Origin of the sequence: Streptomyces sp. NPDC057253 (assembly GCF_042669125.1) — a bacterium.
Taxonomy (GTDB): domain Bacteria; phylum Actinomycetota; class Actinomycetes; order Streptomycetales; family Streptomycetaceae; genus Streptomyces.
The window spans coordinates 54,548-66,451 of the sequence record NZ_JBHUXV010000027.1; the positions used below are offsets into that span (position 1 = coordinate 54,548).

General features: G+C 72.3%; 9 protein-coding genes. 2 read left to right on the forward strand and 7 right to left on the reverse strand.

Features of this window, described 5'->3' with window-relative positions; translation table 11 throughout:
- The first annotated feature begins 12 nt into the window (after positions 1-12).
- Both cydD and ACFULQ_RS17450 read left to right on the forward strand, forming a co-directional pair.
- Positions 13-3,498, forward strand: coding sequence for a thiol reductant ABC exporter subunit CydD (gene cydD / locus ACFULQ_RS17445; RefSeq protein WP_383544359.1), 3,486 nt, complete (start codon positions 13-15; stop codon positions 3,496-3,498).
- Between the two features lie 102 nt (positions 3,499-3,600).
- The gene (locus ACFULQ_RS17450) at positions 3,601-4,644 is read left to right on the forward strand and encodes a M23 family metallopeptidase (protein WP_383544362.1); all 1,044 of its coding nucleotides are present in this window, start codon (positions 3,601-3,603) and stop codon (positions 4,642-4,644) included.
- A gap of 46 nt (positions 4,645-4,690) precedes the next feature.
- On the opposite strand, the gene ACFULQ_RS17455 is transcribed toward ACFULQ_RS17450, so the two are convergent.
- The 7 genes from ACFULQ_RS17455 to ACFULQ_RS17485 form a co-directional block, all read right to left on the reverse strand.
- The gene (locus ACFULQ_RS17455) at positions 4,691-5,575 is read right to left on the reverse strand and encodes an HAD-IIB family hydrolase (protein WP_383544365.1); all 885 of its coding nucleotides are present in this window, start codon (positions 5,573-5,575) and stop codon (positions 4,691-4,693) included.
- An 83-nt stretch (positions 5,576-5,658) separates the two neighbouring features.
- Positions 5,659-6,561 (reverse strand): LLM class flavin-dependent oxidoreductase, encoded by a 903-nt coding sequence (locus ACFULQ_RS17460; RefSeq protein WP_383544367.1) that lies wholly within the window; start codon positions 6,559-6,561, stop codon positions 5,659-5,661.
- A gap of 89 nt (positions 6,562-6,650) precedes the next feature.
- Positions 6,651-7,199, reverse strand: a complete 549-nt coding sequence (locus ACFULQ_RS17465; RefSeq protein WP_383544370.1) for an RNA 2'-phosphotransferase — start codon at positions 7,197-7,199, stop codon at positions 6,651-6,653.
- A gap of 122 nt (positions 7,200-7,321) precedes the next feature.
- Positions 7,322-8,260, reverse strand: coding sequence for a MerR family transcriptional regulator (locus ACFULQ_RS17470; RefSeq protein ID WP_383544373.1), 939 nt, complete (start codon positions 8,258-8,260; stop codon positions 7,322-7,324).
- Entirely contained in the window at positions 8,257-9,126 is an 870-nt protein-coding gene (locus ACFULQ_RS17475) for a metal-dependent hydrolase (RefSeq protein WP_383544375.1), read from the reverse strand. The genes ACFULQ_RS17470 and ACFULQ_RS17475 overlap by 4 nt, the downstream gene beginning before the upstream one ends.
- Positions 9,123-10,880 carry an SDR family oxidoreductase gene (locus tag ACFULQ_RS17480; protein ID WP_383544378.1) on the reverse strand — a complete coding sequence of 586 codons (1,758 nt, stop codon included), beginning with the start codon at positions 10,878-10,880 and terminating at the stop codon, positions 9,123-9,125. Before ACFULQ_RS17480 ends, ACFULQ_RS17475 begins: the two co-directional genes overlap by 4 nt.
- Entirely contained in the window at positions 10,877-11,719 is an 843-nt protein-coding gene (locus tag ACFULQ_RS17485) for a M24 family metallopeptidase (protein ID WP_383544380.1), read from the reverse strand. Before ACFULQ_RS17485 ends, ACFULQ_RS17480 begins: the two co-directional genes overlap by 4 nt.
- Positions 11,720-11,904: the final 185 nt, after the last annotated feature.

The window sequence follows — 11,904 nt, forward strand, 5'->3', positions numbered from 1 at the left end:
GGTGTGTTTCACGTGAAACCAATCGATCCACGTCTGCTCCGCTACGCCCGGGCCACCCGCCTCTTCCTGGTGGCCGTGGTCGGCCTGGGCGGCCTCGGCGCTCTGCTGGTCATCGCCCAGGCGATGCTCATCGCCGAGATCGTGGTCGGCGCGTTCCAGCACGGTCTGTCGGTTCCGGGACTCCGTACTCCCCTGCTGTTGTTGGCGGCCGTGGCCGCCGGACGCGGGCTCGTCTCCTGGCTCACGGAACTCGCCGCGCACCGCGCGAGCGCCGCGGTGAAGTCCGAGCTGCGGGGGCGTCTGCTGGAGCGTGCCACGGCCCTCGGTCCCGGGTGGCTGAGCGGGCAGCGGACCGGATCACTGGTCGCCCTGGCCACCAGGGGGGTCGACGCCCTCGACGACTACTTCTCGCGCTATCTGCCCCAGCTGGGGCTCGCGGTGGTCGTCCCGGTGGCGGTGCTGGCCCGGATCGTGACCGAGGACTGGGTCTCGGCGGCCATCATCGTCGGGACCCTCCCCCTCATCCCCGTCTTCATGGTGTTGATCGGCTGGGCCACCCAGTCCCGGATGGACCGTCAGTGGCAGCTGCTGTCCCGGCTGTCGGGCCACTTCCTGGACGTGGTCGCGGGACTGCCGACCCTCAAGGTGTTCGGCCGGGCCAAGGCGCAGGCCGAGTCGATCCGGCGCATCACCGGCGAGTACCGGCAGGCGACCATGCGGACGCTGCGGATCGCCTTCATCTCGTCCTTCGCCCTGGAGCTGCTGTCGACCTTGTCGGTGGCCCTGGTCGCCGTCACGATCGGCATGCGGCTCGTCCACGGCGAGATGCATCTGTACGACGGTCTCGTGATCCTCATCCTGGCTCCCGAGGCGTATCTGCCCCTGCGCCAGGTCGGCACGCAGTATCACGCGGCGGCCGAGGGACTGGCCGCCGCCGAGGAGATCTTCGCGGTACTGGAGACACCGGTTCCCGCGTCGGGGGCCGGTCCGGTGCCCACGGGCGCGCTCGCCTTCGAGCAGGTCACGGTCCGCTACCCGGGACGGGCCGCGGACGCCGTCACGGACGTGTCCTTCGAGGTCGCGCCCGGGGAGACGGTGGCCCTGGTCGGGCCGAGCGGCGCGGGCAAGTCGACGCTGCTGAACGTCCTGCTGGGATTCGTCGGGCCCGCCGAGGGGCGGGTACGGATCGGGGGAGCCGATCTCGCCGAGGTCGACCTGGCGGAGTGGCGGTCGCGGATCGCGTGGGTGCCGCAGCGGCCGCAGCTGTTCGCCGGGACGATCACCGAGAACGTACGGCTGGCCCGTCCCGACGCGGACGACGCGGCCGTACGGCAGGCGTTGGCGGACGCGGGGGCACGGGAGTTCGTCGACGCGCTGCCCCTGGGGGCCGACACCGTGCTCGGCGAGGACGGGGCCGGGCTCTCCGCCGGACAGCGGCAACGGCTGGCGCTGGCGCGCGCGTTCCTCGCGGACCGGCCCGTTCTGCTCCTCGACGAGCCGACGGCGGCGCTCGACGGGGCCACCGAGGCGGAGGTTGTGGCGGCGGTACGGCGGCTCGCGGCCGGGCGGACGGTCCTGCTGGTGGTGCACCGGCCGGCGCTGCTCGGGGTGGCTGACCGGGTGGTGCGGCTGACGGAGCCGGTGGCGCACGTGCCGGAGAAGGCCACGGCCAGGACGTCAGCGACTCGGGTGACGGAGGCCGCTGCCGCCGACGCGGTCGGGGCCGGTGCGATCGACGTGCCCTCCGGGGGACGCGGTCCGCTGGCCCGTGTCCGCGCCATGTCCGGCCCCCGGCGCGGCCGGCTCGCCCTCGCGCTGCTCCTCGGCAGCCTCGCCCTCGGCAGTGCCGTAGGACTGATGGCCACCTCGGGCTGGCTGATCTCGCGGGCCTCGCAGCAGCCGCCCGTGCTGTATCTGATGGTGGCCGTGACGGCGACCCGGGCCTTCGGGATCGGCCGGGCGGTGTTCCGGTACGCGGAGCGGCTGGTGTCGCACGATGCCGTGCTGCGGATGCTCGCCGACACCCGGGTCGCCGTCTACCGGCGGCTGGAGCGGCTGGCACCCGCCGGGCTGCGGACGGCCCGCCGGGGTGATCTGCTCTCGCGGCTCGTCGCCGACGTGGACGCCCTTCAGGACTACTGGCTGCGCTGGCTGCTGCCCGCCGGTGCCGCGGCCCTGGTGTCGGCGGCCTCCGTGGGCTTCACGGCCTGGCTGCTGCCGGAGGCCGGTGCCGTGCTCGCCGCGGGTTTGCTGGCCGCCGGCGTCGGTGTCCCCTGTCTCACGGGTGCCGTGGCCCGCCGCGCCGAGCGCAGGCTGGCCCCCGCCCGCGGGGAGCTGTCGACCCGCGTGACCGATCTGCTCACCGGCACCGCCGAGCTGACCGTCGCGGGAGCCCTGCCCGCCCGCACCGCCGAGGCACGGCGGGCCGACGGAGTCCTCACCCGGATCGCCTCCCGGACCGCCACCGCCAGCGCCCTCGGCGACGGACTCACCGCCCTGATCTGCGGCCTGACCGTCACGGCCACCGCTCTGGCGGGAGCGCAGGCGGTCGCGGCGGGCCGACTGGACGGGGTCGTCATGGCCGTCGTGGTGCTCACTCCGCTGGCCGCCTTCGAGGCGGTTCTCGGGCTGCCGCTCGCGGTGCAGTACCGCCAGCGGGTGCGCAGGAGCGCGGAACGCGTGTACGAGGTGCTGGACGCGCCCGAACCGGTACGGGAACCGGACCACGCAGGGCAGGCGCCCGCCTCGCCGTTCCCGGTGGTGCTCAAGGGTCTCGCGGCCCGGTACGAGGGCCAGGACCGGGACGCGCTCACTAGCCTCGACCTGACCCTGGCCGAGGGCCGGAGGATCGCCGTGGTCGGCGCCTCCGGCTCCGGCAAGACCACGCTCGCGCAGGTGCTGCTGCGCTTCCTGGACGCGGACGCCGGCACCTACACCCTGGGCGGTGTGGACGCCTACGGGCTGCCCGGCGACGACGTACGACGGCTGGTGGGGCTGTGTGCGCAGGACGCGCACCTCTTCGACAGCTCGGTGCGGGAGAACCTCCTCCTCGCGAAGAAGGACGCGACCGAGGACGAGCTGCGGGACGCGCTGCGGCGGGCTCGGCTGCTCGACTGGGCCGAGAGCCTGCCCGACGGTCTCGACACCCTGGTCGGCGAACACGGGGCCCGGCTGTCCGGCGGCCAGCGCCAGCGGCTCGCGCTGGCCCGGGCACTGCTCGCCGACTTCCCCGTCCTCGTCCTGGACGAGCCGGCCGAGCACCTCGACCTGCCCACCGCGGACGCCCTCACCGCCGATCTGCTGGCCGCCACCGAGGGCCGTACGACGCTCCTCATCACGCACCGGCTGGCGGGGCTGGAGTCGGTGGACGAGGTGCTCGTCCTCGATGCGGGGCGGGTCGTGCAGCGGGGTTCCTACGCGGAGTTGGCCGCGGTGCAGGGGCCGCTGCGGGGGATGGCCGAGCGGGAGGCGGAGTCGGAGCTGTTGGTCGGAGCGTAGGACGAGCGGGCGGTGCTGCACTGACCCGTCCGCAGCAGCGCGTCCCCCAGCCGTACGACTTGAACAGGACCAGGTCCCGGAGGCCGGGACAGGATCGCTGACATGCGATCACCTCGCCTTCGCCCCCTGCTGGTTCCGGCGCTGCTGTGCGCGCTCGCCGTGGTGGCGGCCGGGCCCACGGACGCCGCCGACGACGGTGACACGGAGGTCAGCGCGCAGGTGATGCGGCTGTACGAGGACGCGGCGCTGGCGACCCGGCGGTACGAGGCCGGACGTCAGGAGGCGGAGGCGCAGCGGGCGAGGGCCCGGCGGTTCGAGGAACTCCTGGACCGGGAGCGGCAAGAGATCGCCGTCCTGCACCACGATCTCGGCCGTATCGCCCGCTCCCAGTACCGCGACGGCGGGGGTCTCCCGCTCACGGCGCAGATCATCTTCGCCGACGACTTCGGTGAGTTGATGCGCGGTCAGCATGTCTTCTCGCGGACGACAGTGGCGCTCAACAACGCGGTCGACAAGAGCCGTCGGGCCGAGGCCCGGCTCGCGGCGGACGAGGCGAAGGCCACGGCGGTCCGGCGGAGGCTGGAGCGGCGGAGCGCCGAACTCGCCGCGCTGAAGCAGGACATCGAGCAGAAGCTCGAAGAGGCCCGGTGGCAGTTGCAGGGGCAGGCCGACGCGTCCGTCGCGGCCGGCGCCTGCCGGGGTGCCGTACGGCTGGACCAGCCGCGGCAGGCCCCGGCGGGTGCGTGGGTCACGCCGGTGGCGGTGTACGAGCTGTCCGCGGGGTTCGGCAGCGGCGGGTCACGCTGGGCGAACGGGCACACCGGCCAGGACTTCGCGGTGCCGATCGGGACACCGGTGCGGGCGGTGGGCGCGGGCCGGGTGGTGAAGGTGTCCTGTGGAGGCCCCTTCGGCATCGAGGTCGTGATCGAGCACCCCGGCGGCTACTACACGCAGTACGCCCACCTCGCCGCCGTCACCGTCGACCAGGGGGACGCCGTCGAGGTGGGGCAGTGGATCGGCCAGTCGGGCACGAGCGGCAACTCGACCGGCCCGCATCTGCACTTCGAGGTGCGGGTCACGCCGGAGACGGGCTCGGCGGTGGACCCGGTGTCCTGGCTGGCGGCACGCGGGGTGCCGCTCGGCTGAGTCCGGACGCGACGGATTCCCGGAGTAGCCCGTGGAACGACCGCGTCTACTTCCGCTCCAGCATCCGCTCGATCACGACCGCCACCCCGTCGTCGTTGTTGGCGACGGTCCGGCCCGAGGCCGCGGCGAGCACGTCCGGGTGCGCGTTGCCCATCGCGTACGACTGTCCCGCCCAGGTCAGCATCTCGAGGTCGTTGGGCATGTCCCCGAAGGCGACGACCTCCTCGTGCGAGATTCCGCGCTCGGCGCAGCACAGGGCGAGGGTGCTGGCCTTGGAGACGTCGGGGCCGCTGATCTCCAGCAGGGCGCTGGGGCTGGAGCGGGTGACGTTGGCCCGGTCGCCGATGGCGAGGCGGGAGAGGGTGAGGAAGGCGTCCGGGTCGATGGAGGGGTGGTAGGCGAGGATCTTCAGCACCGGTTCATCGGCACCGGGACCGTTCTCGGCCAGCAGCTCCTCGGCCGGGGCGAGATGGTCCGGGACCTCCATGTGCAGCTTGGGATAGTCCGGCTCCTGGTGGAAGCCGTACGTCTGCTCCACCGCGTAGACCGTGCCCGGCGCCGCCTCGCGCAGCAGCCGTACGGCGTCCAGCGCGTTCTCCCTGGCGAGCTCCCGCACCTTCACGAACCGGTGGGCACCGGGGCCGCCGTGCAGGTCGACCACCGCCGCGCCGTTTCCGCAGATGGCGAGGCCGTGGCCGTGGACGTGGTCGCTGACGACGTCCATCCAGCGGGCCGGGCGGCCGGTGACGAAGAAGACCTCGATACCGGCCTCCTCGGCGGCGGCGAGGGCCGCGACCGTGCGCGGCGACACCGACTTGTCGTCGCGCAGCAGAGTGCCGTCCAGATCGGTGGCGATCAGGCGCGGCGGTATGTCGGCTGCCGGGGTCTCGGGCTGTCGAGTCGCTGAGGTCACCCGCTCATTCTCCCGCATATGCCTGCACGACCGTGCGGGCGCCCGCACAGGTGAGACATAGATGACCCGCGGGCCACCTCACGCGTCCCTGGGTTGCTGTCTCAGCCCAGCTGTGCCGGTGCCTCCATGGCGATCTGTTCGAAGACCTTCTCGTCGGCGGCGAAGTCCGAGTCGGGGATCGGCCAGTGGACCACGATCTCCGTGAAACCCAGCTCCCGGTGGCGGCCGGCGAAGTCGACGAAGGCGTCCAGGGACTCCAGCGGGCGGCCGCGGTCCGGGGTGAAGCCGGTGAGCAGGATCTTGTCCAGCTCCCTGGTCTCCCGGCCGAGCGCCGCGCAGGCATCGGCGAGGCGGTCGATCTGGCCGCGCAGGGCCTGGAGGGACTGCTCCGGCGTGCCGTGCTCGTACAGCTTGGGGTCGCCGGTGGTCACCCAGGCCTGGCCGTGGCGTGCGGCCAGCTTCAGGCCGCGCGGGCCGGTGGCGGCCACCGCGAAGGGCAGCCGGGGCCGCTGGACGCAGCCGGGGATGTTGCGGGCCTCGTGCGCCGAGTAGTAGTCGCCCTCGTAGGACACCGAGTTCTCGCGGAGCAGTCGGTCCAGCAGCGGGACGAACTCGGCGAGCCGGTCGGCGCGCTCGCGCGGGGTCCATGGATCCTGGCCGAGCGCGGTGGCGTCGAAGCCGGTACCGCCCGCGCCGATCCCCAGGGTGACCCGGCCGCCGGAGATGTCGTCGAGGGTGATCAGTTCCTTGGCGAGGGTGACGGGGTGCCGGAAGTTCGGCGAGGTCACCAGGGTGCCCAGCCGAAGCCGGTCGGTGACGCCCGCGGCGCCGGTCAGGGTCGGCACGGCACCGAACCAGGGGCCGTCACGGAAGGTGCGCCACGACAGGTGGTCGTAGGTGTATCCGGTGTGGAAACCGAGTTGCTCCGCGCGCTGCCATGCCTCGCGGCCCCCTTCGTTCCAGCGGCGGTACGGGAGGATCACGGTGCTCAGACGCAGACTCATGGATCCGAGCGTATGCGCCCGGCAGTGTTTCACGTGAAACAGTGACTCTCAGTCACTGTGTGCGGCTCACTGAACATGTCCGGGCGGGGTCAGTGCGACGCGGGAAACCGCAGGTAGTGCGGCGGCACGGTGTGGGTCAGCCAGACCCCGTTGGCGCTGAGGTGGAAGACGTGGCCGTCGCGGTGCATGGCTGCCGCGTCCACGGAGAGCACGACGGGGCGGCCGCGGCGGGCCCCGACCCGGGTCGCGGTCTCGCGGTCGGCGGACAGATGGACGTCATGCCGGTTCATGGGCCGCAGTCCCTCGGTGCGGATCGCGTCCAGGCTGCGGGCTACGGTGCCGTGGTAGAGGTACGGCGGCGGGGTCGCCGGGGCGAGGCCGAGGTCGACGTCGATGCTGTGGCCCTGGCTGGCGCGGATGCGGGTGCCGTCGATGGCGAAGCGCTGTTTGTCGTTCGCGGCGACGACGTGATCCAGTTCTTCGCGGGTGATGCGGAAGTTGTGCGCGGCGGTCGCGGCGAGCAGCGCGTCGATCTCGACCCAGCCCGCCTCGTCGAGCGTGAGCCCGATCCGTTCGGGCTGATGCCGCAGGTGTTTCGAGAGGTACTTGGACACCTTCACGGTGCGTCTTTCATCCATGGCACCAGGGTGCTGGGAGAGACGTGAATCACGCGAATGATTTTGACCCGGATGTTTGATCCACAACCAACTGTAGTTATCCACAGGCTACTTGGCGTTTCTGTGGACAACTCCCTGTCATGTCAGCCCTCTTCGTCAAGATCGACTGGGGGCACTCCATTTGACGTGAGCGCATCCAACGCCCTTGCCCGCACCTCCCGTTCAGCCGCCAGCACGAAGAACTCCGCCGCCCGCTCCGCCCCAACCAGCCCCTCCACCGCCCGCATCGTCTCCTCGGGCACGGCCACGGAACGTGACGCCGGGCGCCCCCCGGCCCCCTCTCCGGAGCCCAGGTGCTGCCGCAGCTGCCGTACCGCCAACAGCCTCATCGCACGCGCGAGTTCCGCGTCCACCGTCTGCTGGGCGAGCGGCCGCAGCCGTCGTACGAGTGAGGCCGCTTCCGCCGCCTGCGCGTCGCTCGGTGCGTCGGGGCCCTGGAGGTAGCGGGCGAAGACGTGCTCGGTGGTGAACTCCAGGAAACGGGCGGCGATGTGCTCCACCTGTCCCCTCAACTCCCGCAGATGGCCCGAGATCGCGGAGAGCGGGACCCCGGCAGCGTGCAACTCGACCGCCACAGCCAGCTCTTGGGGACTCGGCACGAGGAAGAAGTCGTCGTCGCCGGGCACCGGTTCCAGGACGCCGAGCTCCACCGCCTCGGCGACCGCTGCCTCGTCGGGGACCCCGCCGAAGCGTGCGTCCAGCTCGGCGCGGGAGATCCGGCCGGCCTCCTCGTCGGTCCACGGGCCGTCGACCTCGGCGACCAGGCCGAGCACCCCGCGCAGTCCGCGGCCGGAATCGTAGGCCTCCAGGAGCTCCTTGATGGAGGCCAGGCCGTACCCGCGGTCGAGGAGGTCGGCGATCTGGCGCAGCCGGGCGAGGTGGGTGTCGGTGTAGATGTTGGCGCGGCCGCGGCGCTCCGGGCGGGGGAGCAGGCCGCGGTCCTGGTAGGCGCGGATGGTGCGGACGGTGGCGCCGCTGCGGTGGGCGAGGTCCTCGATGCGGTAGGCGGAGGTGTCGCTCACGCGGCCCCCCTTGCCGCCGGGGACCGCTTCAGATACTCCACCGCCCGGCTCAACGACCCTTCGCGCGAAGGGTGGTAGGACCGCCGGAGGTACCGCGGTATCGCCGCGCCGAGCTCCCGCCAGGCCGGCAGCAGGCCTTTCCGTACGGCCCTGTCGTGCTCCTTGAGGGAGTAGCGCGGCCGCCCGGCGAGCTGTGGGTCGTGCCGCATCAGGTAGGCCGTGCCCCATACCCACAGGTACAGCATCACGGGGGCGGTCACCGCCATGCCGGCGACGCGGCGGGCGTAGCGGGCGGTGCCGGTGCCGCCGCAGTGCTGGTACATGTCGAAGGCGACCGCGCGGTGTTCGACCTCCTCGGCGCCGTGCCAGCGCAGCAGGTCGAGCATGACCTCGTCGGCGCCGGCCCGGTCGAGACCGTCGGCGGCCAGGACCCAGTCGCCGAGCACGGCCGTGAACTGTTCGATGGCGGCGACGACGGAGAGCCGGAAACGCAGCCATTCACGCGCGGGCAGGGGAGCGCCCAGGGGCGGGTGCTCACCGAGGAGCCGCTCGAAGAGGAAGTCGACGTGCCGGGTGAAGTCGGCGGTGTCGAGCCGCTGCGCGGCCAGGTGGTCCAGTACGTGCGCGTGCTGGACGCTGTGGGTGGCCTCCTGGCCCATGAACCCCTTGACGTCGGCGCGGAGTCCGGCGTCCCGGACCAGGGGCAGGCCTTCCTTGAAGACCTTGACGAACCAGCGCTCCCCCGCGGGCAGCAGCAGGTGCAGCACGTTGATGACGTGGGTGGCGGTGGGCTCGCCGGGGATCCAGTGCAGGGGTGTGCGGGACCAGTCGAAGGACACCCGGCGCGGAGCGATCTCGTGGCTCACAGCGGCGGCTCCAGCCGGGCGAGCGCCCGGAGCGCTTTCGGCGCCCAGCGCGCGAGGGCGTGCGCGCCCCGGGCCTCGGGGGTGACGGGTACGACGGCCTGGTTGCGCACGACTGCGCGCAGGATCGCGTCGGCGACCTTCTCCGGCGGGTAGTTGCGCAGTCCGTAGAGGCGGGCCGTGCGTTTCTGGCGGCGTTTCTCCTCGTCGGCGTCGACGCCCGCGAAGCGCGCGGTGGAGGTGATGTTGGTGTTGACGAAGCCGGGGCAGATGGCGCTCACTCCGATCCCCCGGCCCGCCAGTTCGGCGCGCAGGCTCTCGCTGAGCATGAGGACGGCCGCCTTGGAGGTGCCGTAGGCGGACAGGGCCCTGGAGGGCTGGAAGGCGGCCGCGGAGGCGGTGTTGACGATGTGGCCGCCCTGTCCGCGCTCGGCCATCTGTCGGCCGAAGAGGCGGCAGCCGTGGATGACGCCCCACAGGTTGACGTCGAGGACCTTCTTCCAGTCCTCGACGCTGGTGTCGAGGAAGGGGCCGCCGAGGCCGATCCCGGCGTTGTTGACCAGGACGTCCACCACGCCGTACTCGGCGGCGACCTTGTCGGCGAGTTTCTCCATGGCCTGTTCGTCGGAGACGTCGACGGTCTCCGCCCAGGCCTCGGACGCGCCGATGAGCCGGGACAGTTCGGCGGTGCGGGTGGCGGACTCGGCGTCCCGGTCGACGGCCACCACGCGCGCGCCGGCCTCGGCGAAGGCGAACGCGGTGGCCCGTCCGATGCCGCTGCCGGCGCCGGTGACGAGGACGAGCTGGCCGCCGAACCGGTCGGCGTACTTGCCGGTGGCCTTCACGGTGGTCCGGCCTCCTTCGACGGAGGTCACGAACTCCGTGATCCACGCCGTCAGCTGGTCGGGGCGGGAGCGGGGGATCCAGTGCTTGGCGGGGAGGGTGCGCCGGGTCAGCCGCGGGGCCCAGTGGTCGAGTTCGTCGTAGAGCCGCTCGGAGAGGAAGGCGTCGCCCAGGGGTGTGATGAGCTGCACGGGCGCGTGTGCGTAGGCGTCGGTGCGCGGGCGGCGCAGCCGGGAGCGGATGTTGTCCCGGTACAGCCAGGCTCCGTGGGCCGCGTCGGTGGGCAGCGAGGCGGTCGGGTAGCCGTTGGCGGGGACCCTCTCGACGCGCTCCAGGAGACGCGGCCAGGCCTTGCCGAGCGGGCCGCGCCAGGCCAGTTCGGGAAGGGTCGGGGTGTGCAGCGCGTACACGTACCAGGACTTGGCGCCCTGGCCGAGGAGCTGACCGATCCGGCGCGGGGTGGGGCGCTTCAGGCGGGTGTCGATCCAGTGCCCGAAGTGGTCGAGGCAGGGGCCGGACATCGAGGTGAAGGAGGCGATCCGGCCCTCGGTGCGTGCGACGGTGACGAACTCCCAGGCCTGCACCGAGCCCCAGTCGTGCCCGACCAGGTGCACCGGCCGGTCCGGGCTGACGGCGTCCGCGACGGCCAGGAAGTCGTCCGTGAGCTTCTCCAGGGTGAAGCCGCCGCGCAGTGGCTTCGGTGCCGTGGAGCGGCCGTGGCCGCGGACGTCGTAGAGGACGACGTGGAAACGGTCGGTGAGGCGGGCGGCGACCTCGGACCAGACCTCCTTGCTGTCCGGGTAGCCGTGCACCAGGACCACGGTCGGGTGCCGCGGGTCTCCGAGTTCGGCCACGCACAGCTCGATGCCGCCGGTCCGTACCCGGCGTTCGCGTGCTCCGTCCAGCAAGGTCACTTCTCCTTTGCCCAGCGCCGCACGTGCGGCAGATCGTCATCCAGCCAGAAGGCGCTCTGCTCGGGGTCCGAGGAGTCGGTGACGACCAGGATCTCCTCGAACTTCGCGCCCGTGCCCCGGAATCCGAGGTGGGGTTCGACCGCCCACAGGCCCGGCCGCGGCGGGTGGTCGGAGAAGCGGTACGGCGACCACAGGGGCGACCAGCCTTCGCGGTGGCCGTGCAGGGCGTCGGCCGCGAGGCCCTTGAGGGACTGGGTGCCGAACCCGAAGAGGTGCGGCGACCAGCGGCGCTGCTTGACCTGGTCGACCTTGTGTGCGATCACGCCGAAGGGGTAGGCGCGGTGCCGGTTGGCGTAGCCCTGGCGGACCATGAGGCGGTCCACGTCCTCGTAGATCTCGCGCAGCGGCCGCCGCTCGCGGACCTCGCGCAGGATCAGCTCGCGATGTGCCTCCAGGTCGGCCATCAGCCGGTCCTGGACGGGGTGGACGCCGAGCGCGCCGGAGTAACCGATGTCGGCGGTGAAGCCCTCGTACACGGGGGCCATGTCCAGGATGAACGGCATCCCGGGCGCCAGCCGGCGGTCGGTGGGGAAGAACTGCAGCGGGACGCGGAAGCCGGTGAACGCGGTGCGGTCCCCGAACCAGGCGAAGGGCAGGTGGAACCAGTCCCGCACGCCTCGCTCGCGCAGCCACTCGCGCTGCATCCGGGCGGCCTGCCGCTCGGTCGTGCCGGGCTCCAGGCGGGCCGCGACGGCTTCCGCGCACTCGTACGCGAGCCGCTGGACCTTCTTGAACCCCCTGAGCCGTACGGAGAGTCCGTCGTGCACTGCCGTCGCCATGCCGCCCCCGTCCTGTCGACCGCGGTACGTGTCCGTAACGTGACACTGGCGAATGTGACAGTCGTTGGAGGCTGCGTCAATAGGGCCCGGTCGGGCTGTGGAAAACCTTGCCGATGTGGAAAACCCGGGCCGCGTTGTTCGACCTCAGGGTGACCCCTAGGTGCCCGTACGCCTGGAGTCTGATG